This is a genomic window from Sinobaca qinghaiensis (assembly GCF_003610495.1).
Taxonomy (GTDB): domain Bacteria; phylum Bacillota; class Bacilli; order Bacillales; family Marinococcaceae; genus Sinobaca; species Sinobaca qinghaiensis.
The window spans coordinates 12,884-31,857 of sequence record NZ_RAPK01000007.1 but is presented as its reverse complement, the minus strand read 5'-3'; the positions used below and the strand labels follow the sequence as shown (position 1 = coordinate 31,857).

22 protein-coding genes are annotated in these 18,974 nt (G+C 43.3%); 15 read left to right on the top strand and 7 right to left on the bottom strand.

Features of this window, described 5'->3' with window-relative positions; translation table 11 throughout:
- Positions 1-101: 101 nt before the first annotated feature.
- The gene (locus tag ATL39_RS04235) at positions 102-1,460 is read right to left on the bottom strand and encodes a hypothetical protein (protein WP_120192058.1); all 1,359 of its coding nucleotides are present in this window, start codon (positions 1,458-1,460) and stop codon (positions 102-104) included.
- A gap of 172 nt (positions 1,461-1,632) precedes the next feature.
- On the opposite strand from ATL39_RS04235, the gene aroD reads away from it, so the two are divergent.
- A complete protein-coding gene (aroD, locus tag ATL39_RS04230; protein WP_120192057.1) occupies positions 1,633-2,382 on the top strand; it encodes a type I 3-dehydroquinate dehydratase in 750 nt (249 codons plus the stop codon).
- Positions 2,383-2,468: 86 nt separating this feature from the next.
- Here the strand turns inward: aroD and ATL39_RS04225 are convergent, their stop codons facing one another.
- Both ATL39_RS04225 and ATL39_RS04220 read right to left on the bottom strand, forming a co-directional pair.
- Complete coding sequence (locus ATL39_RS04225) at positions 2,469-2,771, bottom strand: nucleotide pyrophosphohydrolase (RefSeq protein WP_120192056.1); 303 nt, start codon at positions 2,769-2,771, stop codon at positions 2,469-2,471.
- On the bottom strand, positions 2,758-4,410 hold the full coding sequence (locus ATL39_RS04220; RefSeq protein ID WP_120192055.1) for a DUF2075 domain-containing protein: 1,653 nt from the start codon (positions 4,408-4,410) through the stop codon (positions 2,758-2,760). The genes ATL39_RS04225 and ATL39_RS04220 overlap by 14 nt, the downstream gene beginning before the upstream one ends.
- A 200-nt stretch (positions 4,411-4,610) precedes the next feature.
- On the opposite strand from ATL39_RS04220, the gene mqo reads away from it, so the two are divergent.
- Positions 4,611-6,209, top strand: coding sequence for a malate dehydrogenase (quinone) (gene mqo / locus ATL39_RS04215; RefSeq protein ID WP_342768755.1), 1,599 nt, complete (start codon positions 4,611-4,613; stop codon positions 6,207-6,209).
- Positions 6,210-6,510: 301 nt separating this feature from the next.
- On the opposite strand, the gene ATL39_RS04210 is transcribed toward mqo, so the two are convergent.
- Entirely contained in the window at positions 6,511-7,407 is an 897-nt protein-coding gene (locus ATL39_RS04210; protein WP_120192054.1) for a PhzF family phenazine biosynthesis protein, read from the bottom strand.
- Between the two features lie 279 nt (positions 7,408-7,686).
- On the opposite strand from ATL39_RS04210, the gene ATL39_RS04205 reads away from it, so the two are divergent.
- Positions 7,687-7,932: a hypothetical protein gene (locus tag ATL39_RS04205; RefSeq protein WP_120192053.1), complete on the top strand. Its 246-nt coding sequence runs from the start codon at positions 7,687-7,689 to the stop codon at positions 7,930-7,932.
- A 42-nt stretch (positions 7,933-7,974) separates the two neighbouring features.
- Here the strand turns inward: ATL39_RS04205 and ATL39_RS04200 are convergent, their stop codons facing one another.
- Positions 7,975-9,204, bottom strand: coding sequence for a dicarboxylate/amino acid:cation symporter (locus ATL39_RS04200; protein ID WP_245960917.1), 1,230 nt, complete (start codon positions 9,202-9,204; stop codon positions 7,975-7,977).
- A 224-nt stretch (positions 9,205-9,428) separates the two neighbouring features.
- On the opposite strand from ATL39_RS04200, the gene ATL39_RS04195 reads away from it, so the two are divergent.
- Together ATL39_RS04195 and ATL39_RS04190 are read left to right on the top strand one after the other, a co-directional pair.
- Positions 9,429-9,632, top strand: coding sequence for a hypothetical protein (locus tag ATL39_RS04195; RefSeq protein WP_120192051.1), 204 nt, complete (start codon positions 9,429-9,431; stop codon positions 9,630-9,632).
- 257 nt (positions 9,633-9,889) lie between these two features.
- Positions 9,890-10,432, top strand: a complete 543-nt coding sequence (locus ATL39_RS04190) for a YceI family protein (protein ID WP_120192050.1) — start codon at positions 9,890-9,892, stop codon at positions 10,430-10,432.
- A gap of 57 nt (positions 10,433-10,489) precedes the next feature.
- Here the strand turns inward: ATL39_RS04190 and ATL39_RS04185 are convergent, their stop codons facing one another.
- Positions 10,490-11,884, bottom strand: a complete 1,395-nt coding sequence (locus tag ATL39_RS04185; protein WP_120192049.1) for a serine hydrolase domain-containing protein — start codon at positions 11,882-11,884, stop codon at positions 10,490-10,492.
- Positions 11,885-12,109: 225 nt separating this feature from the next.
- On the opposite strand from ATL39_RS04185, the gene ATL39_RS04180 reads away from it, so the two are divergent.
- Both ATL39_RS04180 and ATL39_RS04175 read left to right on the top strand, forming a co-directional pair.
- Positions 12,110-13,096, top strand: coding sequence for an aldo/keto reductase (locus ATL39_RS04180; RefSeq protein ID WP_120192048.1), 987 nt, complete (start codon positions 12,110-12,112; stop codon positions 13,094-13,096).
- A gap of 100 nt (positions 13,097-13,196) precedes the next feature.
- The gene (locus ATL39_RS04175) at positions 13,197-13,982 is read left to right on the top strand and encodes an SDR family NAD(P)-dependent oxidoreductase (RefSeq protein ID WP_211326970.1); all 786 of its coding nucleotides are present in this window, start codon (positions 13,197-13,199) and stop codon (positions 13,980-13,982) included.
- Between the two features lie 290 nt (positions 13,983-14,272).
- Here the strand turns inward: ATL39_RS04175 and ATL39_RS04170 are convergent, their stop codons facing one another.
- The gene (locus ATL39_RS04170) at positions 14,273-14,560 is read right to left on the bottom strand and encodes a putative quinol monooxygenase (protein WP_120192047.1); all 288 of its coding nucleotides are present in this window, start codon (positions 14,558-14,560) and stop codon (positions 14,273-14,275) included.
- 771 nt (positions 14,561-15,331) lie between these two features.
- Here ATL39_RS04170 and ATL39_RS04160 point away from each other — a divergent pair.
- From ATL39_RS04160 to ATL39_RS04125, 8 genes are all read left to right on the top strand, one after another.
- The gene (locus ATL39_RS04160) at positions 15,332-15,532 is read left to right on the top strand and encodes a hypothetical protein (RefSeq protein WP_120192046.1); all 201 of its coding nucleotides are present in this window, start codon (positions 15,332-15,334) and stop codon (positions 15,530-15,532) included.
- Positions 15,533-15,580: 48 nt separating this feature from the next.
- Positions 15,581-15,850 (top strand): hypothetical protein, encoded by a 270-nt coding sequence (locus ATL39_RS04155; protein WP_120192045.1) that lies wholly within the window; start codon positions 15,581-15,583, stop codon positions 15,848-15,850.
- Positions 15,851-16,089: 239 nt separating this feature from the next.
- Positions 16,090-16,614 carry a sigma-70 family RNA polymerase sigma factor gene (locus ATL39_RS04150; protein ID WP_120192628.1) on the top strand — a complete coding sequence of 175 codons (525 nt, stop codon included), beginning with the start codon at positions 16,090-16,092 and terminating at the stop codon, positions 16,612-16,614.
- Positions 16,601-16,888, top strand: a complete 288-nt coding sequence (locus ATL39_RS04145) for a DUF5345 family protein (RefSeq protein ID WP_120192044.1) — start codon at positions 16,601-16,603, stop codon at positions 16,886-16,888. Before ATL39_RS04150 ends, ATL39_RS04145 begins: the two co-directional genes overlap by 14 nt.
- Positions 16,881-17,105 carry a hypothetical protein gene (locus ATL39_RS04140; RefSeq protein ID WP_120192043.1) on the top strand — a complete coding sequence of 75 codons (225 nt, stop codon included), beginning with the start codon at positions 16,881-16,883 and terminating at the stop codon, positions 17,103-17,105. The genes ATL39_RS04145 and ATL39_RS04140 overlap by 8 nt, the downstream gene beginning before the upstream one ends.
- Positions 17,095-17,301: a PLD nuclease N-terminal domain-containing protein gene (locus ATL39_RS04135; protein ID WP_120192042.1), complete on the top strand. Its 207-nt coding sequence runs from the start codon at positions 17,095-17,097 to the stop codon at positions 17,299-17,301. The genes ATL39_RS04140 and ATL39_RS04135 overlap by 11 nt, the downstream gene beginning before the upstream one ends.
- The gene (locus ATL39_RS04130; RefSeq protein ID WP_120192041.1) at positions 17,294-18,196 is read left to right on the top strand and encodes an ABC transporter ATP-binding protein; all 903 of its coding nucleotides are present in this window, start codon (positions 17,294-17,296) and stop codon (positions 18,194-18,196) included. Before ATL39_RS04135 ends, ATL39_RS04130 begins: the two co-directional genes overlap by 8 nt.
- Positions 18,189-18,950: an ABC transporter permease gene (locus ATL39_RS04125; protein ID WP_120192040.1), complete on the top strand. Its 762-nt coding sequence runs from the start codon at positions 18,189-18,191 to the stop codon at positions 18,948-18,950. Before ATL39_RS04130 ends, ATL39_RS04125 begins: the two co-directional genes overlap by 8 nt.
- The last annotated feature ends 24 nt before the right edge of the window (positions 18,951-18,974 follow it).

Here is an 18,974-nt window from a genome sequence, read left to right as displayed (position 1 = left end):
TTTTCATAAAAATTTTAAAAATATTCGAAATCATGTATGGATATACAAGATGAAACACCTTCTAAACAAAGTGCTGTTTTTATTATCCATTAGTCAACAAATCAAAGAATAAAGGTGAGTCCATAAGCAATCAGTATACTTGATCCAATAAAGTACAATGAAAATGGGAGATTCCAAAAGCTCAGCTGAAAAGGAACGAGGTTCATCTGCCCGGCCAAAAGCGATACAGATAAATTATAAGGACTGTAAATAGCTGTCGCGAGACTGGACGTAATTAACACAAGCGCCAGGGAAATAGAAGAAATATCAGCCAGCACTGGAGAGAGTACTTCCCCAAGCAGGGCAATGGACACAAGTGGATGAAACCCGCTGAAGGATGCCAGAATAAAATAGAGGCCAATCAACCCAAACAGCAGAAGCTCATGCTCGGTGTTTGTCAGAAAGACTGCTTCCAGATAAGCAATAAAAGGAGACGCTGACAGCATTTCCACAAAAAAACCGGCGCTCAAGAACATAAAAAAGTAATTGGAAAGAAAAAAGGTGCGTTCCTTAAATACGGGAACCGCGATATTCAAATACCGCCGGCGCCTGTTGATTAATAGCGCCCAAATAAAAGCAATCGGTACGATGGATATAACAACGGAAAACAAAAATCCTTTCTCAAATAAGTATTCAAAAAGAGTGGCAGTCAGGACGAGCACACAAAGCATGCCCATCATCTGGGCTGTTTTTCTTAAGATTTTTTTTAAGGGGATGCTGCCGCTGTTTTCCATAACGAGCGGCAGGTCCTTATATTGTCTGCGTGAAAAGATCCAATCGGAAAAAAACATCAGCAGAACGAGCGGAATTAAAAATGGGACCACGTTAATATAGCTGTATCCTGTTAAATCAAGGGAAATTATCACCATAATTTCAATCGGGCTCCACACGAGACAAAGGGCGTAGCCGCGCAGAATGCTCCGTGTATAAAAAATATCGGCCATTTTTGTTTTCATTCCGGATAGAGACGGCTTTAACGTCCGGTGGACCAGAGAGACCGTAGCTATGTTTAAAAACAGACCCAGAAAGTGGGAAATTAGAAAGCTGCGCGTATACAGCGTATGCAGGTCATGAACCCCGTTCTGCAGAAGCCGGCGCAGGCTCGTATCATACTGGCCGGCGCGAATAATGGAATTTAAAAAAGGCAGCACGAAAAATAAAGATAATATACCGATCATAGAATCAAAGTATAAAAAGAATGAGCTCCAGGCGGTTCCGTTATAGACGAACAGTATAGACGCCAGAATAAGAAAGGCGAGCCCTGATTTTTTATACAGGCCGGAAGCGTAAAAAGAGGCAGCCGCGAGTGACAGTACAGCCAAAATGCCTACAGCATAGGAGAAGAATAGATTGTCCCAGAAGCGGGAGACGGTATAGATTACTATTAAACTGGAATATAACGTAATGATGATTGGCCTCATAGTCTCCTCCTTCTCCTCGAATAAAACTTATTATCTCATGTATTTTTACCCTGACCTATAAATATTTAAAGAAAGTAGTTACAGCAGCGGATTGTTTCCGATAAACTAGGGTGTAGAGAAACGCAGCTTGCCTATAAAAAGCAGCAAAGCAAAAGCAGGAGGTACATCCGTCATGACTACAAAAGCGCAAAGCCTGGATCTACATAAATATACTTCTACCGTGTGTACCGCCCTCGTAGGAAAAACGGCGGAAGAACTGGACCGGGAGCTCGATATTATTCTGCCAAAAGAGCCCGACGTTCTGGAATGGCGGGCTGATCATTTAGAGACACTGGCTGACACAGGCCGCTTATTGAAAGCTGCCGATTCGATAAGAAAACGGGCCGGAAAGCTTCCGATTATATTTACGATCCGCTCCGTGCATGAGGGCGGGGAAACGATCGACATCGATGAGGAAGCGAAGGTGGAGGTGCTTCAGCAGATAGCCGCCTCCGGCAGTGTAAGCGCCCTGGATTACGAATGGAGCAATAACAGGGAGCGGGTGACCGGCGTGCAGAACGCCTGCCGGAAACATGGGATCAAATGCATTTTATCCTATCATAACTTCCAGGAGACGCCTTCCCGTGAAGAGATGATCCGAATGCTTAAGGAAATGGCGGAGCAGAAGCCGGACTACGGCAAACTTGCCGTCATGCCGCAGAATAACACCGATGTTCTGCAGCTGCTGGATGTGACCGAAGAAATCACCAGCTCTCTGGAGATGCCAATTATTACGATGGCTATGGGGCCGCTCGGAGGGATTACCCGTCTTGCCGGCTGGCAGTATGGATCGGTTCTCACGTTTGCCGTGGGAAGCAGCAGCTCTGCTCCAGGCCAGATTCCGATTGATTTAGTTCGACGTGTGGAGCAAGCGCTAAAATAAAGCCGGTTGTTCTGTAATACACACTATATGTCTGCATGTAAAAAGCCGCCTGAGTGCCAGGCGGCTTTCTTTTCGTATTCTACAGTTTAGTCCGCCGGATATTTAACGGCGTTTTTAGCCAGTTTACGCTCGATAATGTCTTTTACATCCAGATCCAGATCCGAGCACAGCATCAATGCGTATATGAGCACGTCGGCGATTTCTTCCTGGATATTCTCACCGTTTGCTTCCAGCGCCTGGGCGCTCGTTTTCCATTGGAAATCCTCCAGCAGCTCAGCGGCTTCTATCGATAGGGAAATCGCGAGATCTTTTGGATTGTGATACTGACGCCAGTCTCTTTTGTCACGGAACTGATTAATTTCTTCTATTAAATGATTAATATCGCTCATCTTTTGCTCCTTTGCTTACTGCCTGCAGTTTCTTTTTCAGCTTCGGGTCGACCGCGTACAAAAACAGGCCGTGGATGCCCCGCTTCATTAACATATTAAGTGAATTCAGGATAATTTCTTCTTTCATCTGTTCATTTTCGGCTTCCGTGTAGTCTTTCCGGGAAGCGAATGCGCCTTTGTCCTGGTATTTAGTTGTGTCCACAACCAGCCTGTCTGTTTCTTCGTCATAGCTTATCGAAGGACCGATGACGACACCGGCATAATTTAAATCAAAGCCCTGAACCGTATAAATAGAACCTACTTCTTTGATTGTCTGAGGGCTCTCGGCCCATGTTTTTTTATTATCGGTTTGGTTCCACGGCATGTTCAGGCCGTTTTCGTCGACATAGTAGGTGCCGCCGTCCTTTTTATGCAGGTAATCGAATGTCGATACGATCCGGGACAGACCGTGCTGATCATTCTTTTCTTCGATCGCCCGGCGGAAGGCGTCCGGATCGTCAAACAGCTGAAATTCATAGTCGTCCAGCCGGTGCCGAGGAAAAGCAGATACCCGTTTATCAAGAAAAGCATTGATCCAGTTCACAATGGATTGATCTGCGTTCATCCGCAGCTGGGAAGTAAGCGGCAGCGTTTTGGTTTTATACTGCCTGCTGATCTCACGCATCAGCTTTTCGTTCCAGTAGCTTTTTATTTTCAATACCTGTTTTGGATCGAATATAATGATAGTGATTTTGCTGCGCTTCATAATTTCCTGCAGATGATTGGGAGCGTTGAAATTATTGTAGGAATCTTCTTTTGTGAGAAGAAGGTGTGCTTCGTCTACCAGCGTAATATCAGCCATCTTGTCCTGTTTTGTCATTCTATTAATAAACGATGTCGGCTTGTCAAAATTATTTTTCTTTAAATTAGGCAGGCTTTCTGCCATATTTTTATAGGTTTTCAGCATTTCCGCATGATTGACGAGCAGGTAGTTTTTCGTTTTATAAAGCGTGGAGCCCTGGTCGCCGGCTTCATCCTGAATCGTATTAAACAGAGAGCTCAGCAGCACGCTTTTACCGGTACCGGCATCTCCCTGAATAATGAACACGCGATGCTCCGAGCCGCGGATATTTTCTCTGCAGTAGGCGAGCATTTTTTCTTTTACATCAACCTGCTCCGGAGAAAGCTCCTTAAAAGGAGAAAGCTTAAACAAATCCTTGTTTTCTAGATACGTTAGGGATTCGGAAACAATATTCAGGCTGCGCAGCTTTTCCCAGATTTCCTGAAAAACGGTGTCATTGTAATAGCTTTTCTGATAGTACTGATGCATCTTTCTTGTTTCACGCTGGCTGACGTTCTGCAGCATGTATTGGTTGTCTGCGATAAAGTAATTAATAAGATTGGATTCAATGTTATATGTAGCCGACTGATTAAATCTCTCATGGCCGAATAGGAGCAGCGAGCTGAGACCGCTGCGTTTCCGGTTGGTAAGGTGGTTCTTCAGACGACGTTCCGCCTGTACGGACTGACCGATATAAGCCGTGGGCTTATCACCTCCGTACAGAATATATATAACAGGCTGATTGCTTAATGCCTGTATGGGCATGGAGCCAATAGTTTCTCTGGTAAATGTATGATGTTCGACGATTAATGGGTCCATACTTTCTCCTTAAGTGTATTTTAATCATCGTACCATATTAGTGAAAGCGGCAGAATGAACGTGAAGAAATTAACATAGAAATTGGAGAACGATTATTGTATACTATAACAATAAGTTAAATAATTCCTGTATTAAAACACGACCTGGTATTCTCATCTTCATTCTATGGTGATACAATATAATAAGGTAACTGTGTGTATATGAAGCGGATGTACAGTAGACGCTGTTTAATATCAAAAAGTAAAACGCTTACATCCTCTCAAATAAAATTAAGGTATAGAGGCGATAACATGAGTAAAGAACATACTTCTACAGACGTCATTTTAATTGGTGCAGGCATTATGAGCGCCACCCTCGGCTCGCTTTTAAAAGAAGTAGCGCCGGAATGGAACATCACAATGTTTGAAAGGCTGAGCGGAGCAGGCGAAGAGAGTTCCAATGAATGGAACAACGCAGGCACGGGCCATTCTTCGCTCTGTGAGCTTAACTACACGGATCAAAAGCCGGATGGCTCGATTGACATCAGCAAAGCCGTTAAGGTCAATGAAGAATACCAGCTCTCCAAACAGTTCTGGTCCTACCTTGTCACCAGCGGAAAAATACAGAATCCGAGGGACTTTATTATGCCGGTGCCGCATATGAGCTTTGTGCAGGGCGAGGATAATATGGAATTCCTGCAGAAGAGACTGGATGCGTTGTCAAAGAATCCATTATTCCAAGGAATGGAATACACGAAGGATCCAGAAACGCTGAAAAAATGGATTCCGCTGATGATGAAAGGACGTTCGCTCAACGAACCGATCGCTGCAACAAAAATCGATGCCGGCACTGACGTGAACTTCGGCGCCTTAACGCGAAAGCTGTTCAACCATCTGGAGAGTCAGGACGTTAATATGAAGTTCAGGCATCAGGTGGAAGACATTAAGCGCGTAAGCGGCGGCGGATGGAAGCTGAAGATACAGAATCTGGAGACCGGTAAAACAGAGTATCACCAGGCGAAGTTCGTATTTATCGGCGGAGGGGGCGGAAGCCTTCATCTTCTGCAGAAAACCGGAATACCGGAAAGCAGAGGCATCGGCGGATTCCCGGTGAGCGGCATGTTTATGGTGTGCAAGAAGCCGGAAATCGTCGAACAGCACCGTGCGAAAGTGTACGGTAAGGCGCCGGTTGGGGCACCGCCAATGTCTGTCCCCCACCTGGATACGAGATTGATTGATAAAGAAGAATCGCTCTTCTTCGGTCCATTCGCAGGTTTTTCTCCAAAATTCCTGAAGACAGGATCGAATATGGATCTGTTTACATCTGTCCGCGCCAACAATTTGATCACGATGTCTGCGGCCGGCATGAAAAACATGCCGCTTACGAAGTACCTGATTAATCAACTGAGACTCAATAAAGAGCAGCGGATGGAAGAACTTCGTGACTTCGTACCGGAAGCGAAAAGCGAAGACTGGGAGCTTCTCGTTGCAGGTCAGCGCGTGCAGGTAATCAAAGACACAGCTGATGGCAAGGGCACCCTGCAGTTCGGTACCGAAGTGGTAAGCTCCGCCGACGGTTCCGTGTCCGCCCTTCTCGGCGCATCGCCGGGAGCGTCCACGGCAGTCGCCGTCATGCTCGAAGTAATGCAGAAATGCTTTCCGGACAAAGCGAGCCGCTGGGAGCCGAAGATCAAAGAAATGATCCCATCCTACGGCAAACAGTTGTCCGATCACCCCGAACTAGTGGACGAGCTGCACGAATCTACAGCAAAAGCACTGAACCTGGAACAGGAAGAAGAAAAGCAGGGGAATTTAGTTTAATAGTAATTAATAAAGCGCATGCGGCCGAAGGGCTGTGTGCGTTTTTATAAAATTAAAATTTTAGAATAATGTATGTTGAAGCTTGTCTTAAGTAATTATGCTAAAAGCAGGTTGTCATGTTTTAATAAAGAGGCTTTTAAAAAAATTAAAGTACTTCCTGGTGTTATTTTTGAAATAGATAATAACAATAAAATCTTACAAGCAATCCTATCCTTCCATTAAGAAGAATATAGAAATCGTAAAAACCCATTTTAATCAGAATCAGCTTGAATAAGATATCCTCTAATTCAAGCGGATATGTTTATAAAGTTAAGATACCTCGAATAGTTATAGTTGCTGCTCCTGCTACTTTGATAACTGGTTCTGACTGATTCGGAATGACAGTCACATAAAGTCTTCCAGCTTTTCCTATCGCGTCTCCTTGAGCGATCTTAAGGTGTGTCGTCTCACTTTGAGGTAGAACACCTTCTAAATAGAGGAAACCAGCTAATGCGCCATTTGCTGCTCCCGTTACGGGATCCTCAGGTATGCCAATCCCTGGTGCGAAATCTCTGGTATATAAATCACATTCTTTCAAATTATTAAAAGTATAAAGGTGTGTCGTGCTGATATTATGTTCTTTATTACACTTTCCTAAGGCCACTAAGTCTGGAGTAGCATTGTCAATATCCATTTGATTTTTCATAGGAACAAGTAAATGCCAGTTTCCAGTATTCGCCAGTTTAATTGGATAGGCTGGGTCGATGCTTTCAGTTTTAACTCCAATCAATCGACTAAGCTCTTCCAAGTCAATTTTGAAATCTTGTGTTTTTGGAGTAACTTGTGTCATTTCCACATCAATTAAATTATCATTTTCCTTATGCCACATAACAGGTACTTTACCTATATTCGTTTCTAACACAATCCCTTCTTTTTTCTCTGATAGACCAAATTCAGTCGCTAAAAGCCAGGTTAACCCAACAGTTGCATGGCCGCAGAAGTTGATTTCTTCAACAGGTGTAAAGTATTTTACTTTATAATCGATTTCCTCTTTATTTGAAGGCAGTAAAAATACAGACTCCGGTAAATTTAATTCTTTTGCGATGCTTTGCATTTCAATTTCCGATAATTTTTCTGCGTCTAATACGATTCCTGCTGTATTGCCTCCAAATTTCTCTCTTGTAAAAGCATCGACATGATACACTCTTATTTCTTCCATTTTTTTAACTCCCTTCAAGCATTTTTTGATAATCTCATAATATGCCTTAGTGATGCATTAGTAAAATGAATCTTTTTTATCTAATAAATCGAAAATGTTAACGCAAGTTAAACCTCATTTAGATTAAACCGGTAGAACAATGTTGGAAGTGAATTATTGTTCAGTTTATAACTAAATCTAGTAGTAATAAATCGCACTTCAATAAATTGGCTTAAACAAACACAAACCGGGAATAATAAACCTAAGCGCACTATATCTTAGACCGTGAGGAGGTTTTTTATGCTTGATTATAAGTTAACCCGGGTGATTGATTTGACGATTATGAAGCAGAACCTGGAAGGGTTTCCGGAAAATGTTCTGGCGGATGCCCATCGAGAGCTGGCTCAGGAAATTGGCTATGAGTTGACGAATGAAGATAAAGAAGAGCTCGACCGCACGACGCAGCTGATTGATGACTATTTGAATATGAAGCTGGGCTATCAGGAATTAAAAGAAGCTGTGCAGCAGCAGCAAAAAGAGCAGTAAAAAACGAGCAGATGGGCTTTTCGGCCTGTCTGCTCGTTTTGTTTATGCCTCTGCTTCTGTTTTGTTTTTCTCTGTTTTATCAATGACCTTTGTTCCCACCAGATCACCGGTCACGTTCAAGGCTGTGGCTCCCATTCCGATCAGTACGTCTACCGCTGCAAGCAGGGCGACCGCTTCCATCGGAAGGCCGAGCTGAGCAAAGACGGTAGCGATCATAATGATACCGGCGCCTGGGACTCCAGCTGTTCCGATGGTAGCAAGTGTACCAATCAGTACGATCTGCAGGATGGCGACAAAGCCGAGTGGTTCACCGATGACGTTAGCGGCGAACACGGCAGATACTGCCACACGTATCGCTGCGCCGTCCATGTTAATCGTAGAGCCGAGCGGAATGCTAAAGCCGTACAGGCTCTGTCTGATGCCGAGCTTTTTTGCTGCATTGAGCGTAATCGGAACGGTTCCTGTACTGCTCTGGGTGACAAAAGCCGTAAGCATCGGCGTGCGGGCTTCCCGGAAAAATGACCCGAGTTTTGTTTTCGTTGCAAGCAGGAGTCCGATATACAGGACTAGCTGCACGGCGAGCGCAACATACAGCACAAGGATAAAGTTGCCGAGAGACAGAAGCGTACTGACGCCCTGCGTGCCGACAATACCGGCAATAATGGCGAAAATTCCAAATGGAATGTACTGAAGAATGCCTTTCATGACGGTAATAGTCATTTCATTTAACGCTTCCGCTCCGCGGTAAAGCTTATCTCCTATATCCCTGTTAGAGGGGGAAGAGCGCAGATAGGAAATGGCGATACCAAAAACGATGGCGGTAAAAATGATGCCGAGCAAATTCATTTCCGTGAAAGCAACGGCAATGTTATCCGGTACAATATTTAAAACCACTTCCGTTAATCCCGGGCTGTCAGGCGAATCAAAACTTTCACTGCCGTCGAGCGTCAGACCTGTACCGGGATTAAACAGGCTGGCCACTGACGTTCCTACGATAATCGCTATCGCAGAGGTAACTACGTAATACAGAAATACTTTTCCGCCCATACGTCCGAGTCCTTCAATTGTAGTCTGGTTTACCCCGACAATAAGCGTAAATAGAATAAGTGGAATAATAATAAACTGCAGGAGGCGCATCAGCAGATCGCCGAAAGGCGCAAGCACAGAGGCATTTTCCCCAAATATAAGTCCAACTGCAATACCGGCTATAAGAGCGACGGTGATTTTTTTAATTAAGGATGTTTCGAAATATTTTTTTAATAACTGCTTCAAGCCAATCCCTCCTTTATAAAAACCTATCGATTTAGTCAACATTAAATAAACTACCTAAAATAGACGGGAAAGTCAATAAGGTTGCTTTCAATTTATATAAAATTTATTGAAATTAGATGGTTTAATTATTGTTATTTATTTCAAAATGAGGGGAAAGAAGAAAGCAGGACAGAAACAAAACGAAACATTATTTTATGGTAAAGAAAGGTGATAGGAGGAAAGACATGAAATACATAGGCTTGTTTATTCTATATACGATTGTTGGTTCCCTGGCTGCCATGGCCTTTCGGATTGTCATAAATGCATTCGGAGAACAGCCCCTTTTCGCGGATATTCCGCAGGCCTTCATTAATGGGGTAGTATTCGGCGCGGTCTATGCCGCCGTGATTCTTATTATGGGAAGAAAAAGGGCAGGGAAGAAAGCCTGAAGTGAATGCTCGGTGAGAAAGCACAGCTTTTTAAAGTGATCGTTTTGGGGTAAGGATAATACATATTGAAAATGGTATATTTTTACGGAAAAGAACTCAGTAAAATGGACAGCTTCGCCTCTTCATTTGTTTACTTTATCTATACGGTTTCCCAATGAAGAGCGGAGGGGCTCAACTTTTATTTAACATAACATAGGTTCCGCCGATATATGATTGTATCGTATATCGTTTAAATAACATTACAGGAGGAATTATGAATGACAAAAACAGTATGGTCCATTGATCCTGCGCACAGTGAAATTGGTTTTTCGGTAAAGCATATGATGATATCCAGAGTAAAAGGCACATTTGAAGAATTTGATGCAGCGCTCACATTAGATGAAGACGAATTAACAAACTCCGAGGCAGAAATAACAATCAAGGTTGCCAGCATAAACACACGTGAAGAAAATCGGGACGGCCATCTGCGCTCCGCAGACTTCTTTGACGCAGACAATCATCCTAACATTACGTTTAAAGCGAAATCGATTACGAAAACAAAGGACAGTCAATATGATGTAACGGGAGATCTTACGATCAGAGGAACGACCAAAGAGATTACCATTGATACTACATTTGAAGGGCAGAGCAAAGATCCGATGAGTGGAAATATCGTAGCAGGAGTAAGCGGTGAGGCAGTTATTAATCGGAAAGAATTTGGCCTGACATGGAATGCAACAGTCGAAACAGGCGGCGTTCTTGTCGGAGAAGACGTAAAAATTCACCTTGAACTGGAACTGCACAAACAAGAAGAAAAATAAAAGCAATACAAAAAGGAGAGAAGACGCTTTATTCAGCGTTTTCTCTCCTTTTTTATGTTATTCATCTCTTGTTAACTGACGTCCGGCAAAATGAATGCGGTCAATCTCGTGATCGGTACGTATTCCCTCGATAGAAATAACCTGACTCTGAAAAGGAATAGTCAGCTGGAAGGGACCGACAGATCGTGCCGGGATTTCTGCTCCAGATAAAGCAACAATAAGCTGGTCATCCCCTTCTTTAATTTCCACCTTGATTCCTTCCTGACTTGAATATATTCCGAGCATGGACTGACGCTCTGTCTTACTCGGTTCATAGTCCTCGTACGAAAGGTAATGTTCCTCCGCTTCTCTTTCGCTTACCATATTTAACCCGCCCATCAGCATAGGATTGGCTGGTGCTCCAGCAACATTGGTTAAGCAGACTCCCTTAATATTTTTATCAGGCAGAATTGCAAAAGAGGCAGACGCTCCTTTTATTCCGCCGCTGTGTTCAATAAGAGTGGTGCCAAAATAGTCGGGAGACACCATCCATCCATAGCCGTAGTAAACGCCGGGCTGCATTTGAATATGAGGAAACATCATAGAATGAATGCTTTTCTCTGACAGAATCTGTGGATGATGATTGGAAAAAAGGTCACCGTAGTGAAGCATGTCCTCCGCTGTTGATTTAACGTAGCCGGAAGCATACATAGGCGGAGCATCCCACCACAGGGAGGAAGCAGCCATTTCTACTTTATCCCCGTGCATTTCAGGAGTATATAAAAGGGTCACCTCGTTTTTGTTTTTAAGGGTATCGGGGGAAAAGAATGTATTCTTCATTCCCAGTGGTTTAAATAAATGCTCGATCAAATAGTCAGCGTAAGTCTGACCGCTCACCCGTTCAATAATAATACCAAGAAGGGCATAGGCATCGTTGGAGTAACTCATATACTGGCCTGGCTCTCCAAGAAGACGGTAATCCTGTGCAGCAAGAAAAGCGATCAGATCTTCATTTGTTTCAATGGAGCCCTTCTCCTCATCCCATTTGATTCCCATCGCCTCATACTGCTCCATGGAACCTTCGGCTTCAATGCTTTTTTTGTTCGCATAAAATAAAGTTGGCAGGGGAGGGATACCGGAAGAGTGGGTCATGAAATGATGGATGGTCATTTGCTTAGTCCTCGTGGGATCGGGCGTTTGGAACTCCGGCAGATAGGCGAGAACTGAATCATGAACGGAGAGTTTTCCGGCTTCCTGTAATTGCAGAATGGCGGCACAGGTCATTGATTTTGTAATACTTCCTATTCCGAAAACTGTCTGGCTGGATACTTCACGTTTTTGGTCAACATCGCGGTAGCCGAATCCTTTCTTGAAAGTATCGACACCGTCTTTTTGTATGGCAATCATCGTACCGGGAATCTTGTGCTGTTCTACCATATTGTCTGCAAATGTGTTGAATTTTCTGTTGTCCATTGTGTCCTCCTGAATGTCTCTCGGTTGGTTATGATTTTTTACAGAAGCAAGTATAACTTCATATTCCATTATTATCCACTAAAATATAATCCTTTTTATTTTGCGGAACGGATCTTTCTGTTAGAAAGGTTTAAAAAAAAGAAGAAAAGGAATGCTTATTTATGTACAACGATTACGAAATATTATTAGAGAATCAAAAGTACGTAAAAAGAAAGGATGACAAACATGCAAAAAAGAAAGCTGGGAACATCAGAACTTGAAGTATCACCGCTGGGGCTCGGATGCATGGGCATGTCTGAATTTTACGGTACAGGAAATGATGAGGAATCCATTCAAACAATACAATACGCACTTGATCAGGGAGTAACGTTTCTGGATACAGCCGATATGTACGGCGTCGGTCACAATGAAAAGCTGATCGGCCGGGCAATTAAAGACCGCCGCGATGACGTGGTTCTAGCCACAAAGTTCGGCAACGTTCGGGGAGAGGACGGTTCTTTTCAAGGAGTGAACGGGCATCCGGACTATGTGAAGCAATCATGTGAGGACAGCTTAAAGCGCCTTGGAATCGACCATATTGATTTATACTACCAGCATCGCGTGGACCCGGAAGTGCCGATTGAAGAGACGGTGGGAGCCATGGCCGAACTTGTCAAAGAAGGCAAAGTCCGTTATTTAGGATTGTCTGAAGCTTCCCCGAAAACGATCAAAAAAGCGCATCAGGAGCATACCATTACTGCCCTGCAGACGGAATATTCGCTCTGGAGCCGGGACGTGGAAGAGGAAATTCTTCCATTATGCCGGGAGCTTGGCATTGGATTCGTTCCATATAGTCCGCTTGGCCGCGGGTTCTTAACCGGGCAGATCAAAACGTTCGATGACCTGGAAGAAGACGATTTCCGCCGTTACAATCCCCGCTTTCAGGGCGAAAACTTCCAGAAAAATATTGATCTGGTGAAAAAAATAGAAGCGATGGCAGAAGAAAAAGGCTGCGAACCATCTCAGCTTGCTTTAGCCTGGCTTCTTGCCCGGGGAGACGATATTGTGCCTATCCCGGGAACCAAGCGCCGCAAATACGTGGACAGCAACCTCGGAGCGCTTAAGGTGAATGTGTCGAAGCAGGAGCTCGAACAAATTGATAAAATAGCCCCCCGTGGTGCCTTTGCCGGAGAGCGTTATCCAGCAGAGCAGATGAAAAGCCTTAACCAATAATAGAAGCTGCACACGATCTTTTATGAAAGAAGCACAGCTAATAGAATTCGGCTGTGCTTTTTCACATGTTACTAATTTAAATACAAAAGGAGTAAATAGCATGGCTGACGAACGACCATTTGTTATGATTACGGGGGCTTCCTCAGGACTGGGGCTGGAACTAGCCAAATTATTCGCGCAGGATGGGTATGATATAGCGATTTCAGGCTCCAGTGAGCGTATTTTTGAAGCAGAAACGACGATCAAAAGCTATGGAGTGCAAGCGTATCCTCTCCAAGCCGATGCCTCTACCTATGAAGGAGTAGAAGCATTCTGGCAGTTTGTAAAAAACAAAAATAAAAAGCTGGATGCAGCTGTGTTGAATGTTGGTGTTAGTAAGGGCGGTTCCTTCCTGGAAAATGATTTAGAAAAAGAGTTAAAGTTAATCGATATTAATATTAGAGGAACGGTGCATATGGCAAAACGCGTCGTGCAGGATATGGTTCCAAATAAAGAAGGAAATATACTGCTCGTGTCTTCTGTATCGGCGACGCTGCCGACTCCGTACGAAACAGTATACGGACCCTCTAAAGCATTTGGGTTTATGTTTGCGGAAGCTCTTAGAGAAGAATTAAAAGAAACAGGGGTCAATGTAACGGCGATGCTTCCCGGCGCCACCAATACAGACTTTCACCATAACGCCGGCATGGATTCTACGTACTTTGGCGACGAGCGGAACAAAAACGATAAAGAATTAGTCGCCCGGCAGGGGTACGAAGCGTTTAAGAATAAAGTAGACCACGTCGTGTGCGGGGATGAAGCGACGAAGAAAGAAGCGGAAGATAATCGAACAACACCGGAAGAGGTAAAAGCCGCGGCCCATGCGAAAAAAGCAAAACCTCAATAATAGAAAAAGGGGACTGTCCCAAAACCTATTTTGTGAATTTTATTTTAAAGTTTATTAAAAAACCTCGTATTCCTGTTGAAAGGAATACGAGGTTTTTACGTTACCCTAATGGATTCTGTCTGTAGAAAATAAAGATTGTTGCAAGATTAAAAAAGACCAGGCGGTGACTCAGGCAGAACAGCCATCGGTGAAGATAAAGAGAGTGTTCTTCTTCTCTTTAGCTGAGACATGGCCTGCCGAAAGCTTCTGCCTGGTCCTGTTTCTATCTTTTTATCAGCTCGTTATTTTATTTATTCTGCCGGTTTTACTTTATACACTTCGCGTGAAACGACGAGACCCTCTGTGTTTTCACGGTAGGCCTGGTAATGCTCACTCTGAATATGCTGCTGAACGGCTTCTTCATCTTTCCACTTTTCCGAAAAGATAAACACTCCGTCCTGCGCTTCTGATTCATATAATACATACTCCAGGCAGCCTGCTTCTGCCTGCGATGGAGCGATTGCTTTTTTAAGCTCTTTTCTTAGGGCTTCTTCTTTTCCAGGTTCCGCCTGCAAAAATGCTTTAATAGTTACAGTCATACATCTTCCTCCTTTGAGTGTTTATTATAAGACATCACGGCCTTTAACTGCACGTTTCAGGGCTTAATCTTTTGCCAGAATCATGTAGTAACTTGAGAGTTTTAGACAGATAACATTTATATTCATTAAATGGAATAAATTTCTTTTTTTCTTTAAATTGATTATCTGTCTTGGTAAAGTAAGAACTAAGTATATTTATTCATAAGAAATCTCACTAAAAAAGTATAATTAGTCGATTAATGCAGGCATGAAATTTTTTTCGCTCTCAAAGAACTTAAGAAAGAAGGAGAGAATAAAATGTACCAGTTTAAGGGATTGGACCATATAGAATTAGCGGCGCCAAAAGCTGCAGAAACAGAAGCCAAAGAATTCTTTACATAAATTCTTGGTATGGAAGAGATAACGAAGCCTGAAAACCTGGCAAAGAGAGACGATGTTTGGTTTCAATGCTGAAAGCATCAACTGCAAATTGGCATTAAAAATGAATTTATAGCTGCGAAATAGCCCACGCTGCTATTGAAGTGGAGAATCTGGAAGATTTAAAAGAATAAATACAGAAAAAAATATACTCGTAATGGAAGATGAACCATAAAAAGGAGCTAAACGATTTTACATAGACGATCTCTTCGGGAATCGGTTGGAATTTTTAGAGTAGTTATAGATGAATTACTTTATAAGCAGGCGTTGGTTGAAAGAACAATTCATAATAATTAAGAGGCAAAAGTTAATTAAAATAGTACGATCAGGACAAAAATTTAGGAGCAAGCAGACATGAATTATTTAAAAAATATCTTAAAATGGACTGTTATTAGCGTGGTTATTTTTCTATTGGTTGGCATTATATATCACGCAACTATTGGAGGTGGAGTTACAACCAGCACTATTATTCAAAGTGCTGTTCGTGGAGCAGTTTCAGGAGTGGTGATTGGAATAATTAACGCTTTAAAAGGATTTAAAAATTACTCTGCATAGTCTTTTTATAAGAAGAAAACGAAGACCTTAGTAAAGAGGTGTTAAAACTTGTCTTTTTATGTTTATGCTATAGTAATTTCTTTCCTTATTTCAGGCGTTGTTTTCTTTATTAAAAATGCTTCAAACATGAGTAAAACATATTTTTTATTGACCCTTATAGCAGGAATACTATCATTGGGTTTCATCTTAATTGGTTTTATCATTCCAGGATTGGGTGGTTTTACTGGTATATTTCTTTCGCAAATTGCCTTAATTTTATATGTAATCTTCTTTTTAATGTCTATTCTTTATCCAACTAGTGAAAAAGACAGCGAGTAGACAGCTCCATATACATACTGAAAGAAATAATTGTTTTCTCCACTATATTTTTAAAAGTAAAAGCAAAAAGGAGAGCAAATGCTGGTGAAAGCATTTGCTCTCCTTTCTTATTTGCTCAGCTTCAACAGCGGTGTTTTCGGTTGTTTAAAATAAGCGCTGAAAATGATAATAAAATAAAAATGAACAAAATGCACACGTTCATCGTACTATTAATGAAAAGCAGCGGAAGGGGTGACGTAATGGATGAAACAGAGGAACGAATAAAGCGCGCAAAAAAAGGAGACGATGAAGCGCTGGCTGCGGTTCTGCTTGAACAGTATGATTTCGTCTATCACTACCTTCTGAAGCTGACCATGCATCCGGCAGTGGCTGAAGACATGACGCAGGAGACGATGATTAGAGCAATTGAACGTTTTAAACAATACAATCCAAAGAAAGCAAAAGTATCAACCTGGCTGATACAAATCGGAACGAACCTATGGACCGATGAGAAAAGAAAAGAGAAAAGAGCAAAAAAATTCACCAATCAGCATCAACTCGAATGGGAGCTCCGTCACCACTCCTCTGATGATTGGCTGATTGTCACCTCAGCTTTGGAGAAATTGAAAGAAATACACCGTGTTCCTGTTATTTTAAAACATTACTACGGATACAGCTACGAAGACATCGCTGCCATCTGCAAGGTTCCGATCGGGACCGTGAAATCACGGCTTAATATTGCTCTTAAATGTCTGAGAGAGGAGCTTTCCAATGAAGGACAATGAAGTGAAGGAACGATTAAAACAATCTTTGTCGGTAATGGAAGAATCCAGCCCGGGTGACAAACCAACGTTAAATGAAATGGTTACGCAGGTGAAGCAGACCCGCCAAAAACAAAAAAAAGAACTGTACATTTTTTTCATTATCGCTCTTATATTCATTACCGGTATTATTCTGTTCATCGCAAGTGAGCCTCTGGTGTTCATTGTTTTTCAAGCAGCTGCGACGATACTGGGGATTGGATTTTTAATTGTGGAGAGGAGGCTGCAGCATGAATGAACTCCAGGAGATTCCTATATGGCTGTACATCCTGATATTTTTCTTTTTGTTTGCACAAAGTACATTTCTGTTTATTCACAGCCGCAGAAACGGCCGTCTGCGCTGGTTCTGGGGAATCTGGGGCATGCTTAATGTGCCGACCCCGCTTGTCGTCTACATTATTTACATTAAATATATCATTCCCTACAGAGAGAGGAGGCTTACTCATGACGACTGATTTGTTTTATCTGCTGCTGCCGATTCTAGTCATAGATCTGTTATTAAAGGGGACAGCCCTTATTGATCTTTACCGCGGCCCGCAGGAGAGCGGGCAAAAGTGGATATGGGCATTTGTGATTATTTTCGTAAGTACATTCGGCCCGATTATTTATTTCCTCTTCGGCCGTTCAAAAGGAGTGTCATCCCATGATTAGTGTGGAAAACCTATCAAAAGCTATGGCAGGCACAGAAATCATCAAGCGTATTACTTTTAGTCTTCGGTCTCATAAGATCACGGCGCTTCTCGGTATGAACGGGGCAGGGAAAACGACCACGCTTCATATGCTTGCTGCGATCATGAAGCCGGATGCCGGGCGGATTGTGATGCACGATACGGGCCGGGATGCGCGCACGGAAATCGGCTTTCTGCCCCAGCACCCCACCTTTCATGGCTGGATGAACGCCTGCGAATATGTAACGATGGCAGGGGAGCTTGGCGGGTTACCGCGTAAAGAAGCGGTAAAGCGGGCGGAGACGGTGCTTGTACAGACGGGTCTCCAGGAAAGTGCTGAGCAGCGGATTTCGGAATTTTCCGGGGGCATGAAACAAAGACTTGGTATTGCCCAGGCCATTATTCACCGCCCTAGGCTTTTGCTGTTGGATGAGCCAATGTCAGCACTTGATCCGCAGGGTAGAAAAGACATTGTTCTGCTGCTTGCTGAACTGAAGAAAACAACCACTATCTTATACTCCACCCATATTTTACACGATGCAGAGCAGATTGCCGATGACATTCTTATGATGAACAAAGGGGAGATAGCAGCCTTTGAACGGCTCGATAAGCTCATGAGCGGGTCGTCGAATCGAACATTTACCGTTCATACGGACGTGCCTCTGGATGACTGGGGCGAACATCTGCGGAAGCGTTATCCGGAGTGGACGATTTATGTCAACGAAACAAAAGCAGAAATAGAAGGACCTTCAGCAGAAAGCGCCATGCAGGCAAAAGTAATGGAGAGTCTTATAGAAAATCAAATAACGGTCCGAAGTTTAACTGCCGGCAGCCAGTCGTTAGATACATTATTTCGTGAGGTGATGGAACATGTTTAACGTCCTATTAAGAAAGGAGCTGCTGGAAACGTTCCGCAGCTACCGCTGGTTATGGCTTCCCGTGTTTTTCATTGGGCTGGCGATGTTGCAGCCGGTCTCTAGTTTTTATATGGAGGATATTCTTGAACAGTTTGGCGGCCTGCCGGAAAATACGCTTATCGCGATTCCAACACCAACAGCCGGACAGGTCTACGGGGAAACACTCGGGCAGTTCACCCAGGTTGGCACATTTATTCTCGTTCTTGCATTTATGGGAAGTATAAGCAGCGAGCGCAGGAGCGGGGAAACCATACTTATACTAAGCAAACCAACGAACTATTACGCCTATTGGTTCTCAAAGTGGGTGTCAGCATTAGGCATAACGACAATAAGCTATGCGCTGGGCAGCGCTGCGGCAATATATTACATTGGCATTTTATTTGAACCGCTGCCGGCCGGAGAGATTCTTTTTTCGATATTTGTCTATTGGGTGTGGCTGCTATTTGTCGTTACGACAGCACTTGTCTGGAGTACAGTGAGCAAACGTACGAGTGTAGCGGCAGCAGGAGCTCTTATTACACTGCTTTTACTAAATCTGTCAGCTTCCATGTTTGGAGAACTAACGTCATGGACGCCAGGCATTCTGCCGGAGGCCGCAGCGGATCTACAAGCGGATATCGTTGTAGCACCACCGATTATTATAAGTGTCGTGCTGGCAGCAATACTTATTGCAGCTTCTGTGAGCTATATGAAAAAAACCGATTGGCTGCTGTAAAAGAAATGGACAACACGAATCTGT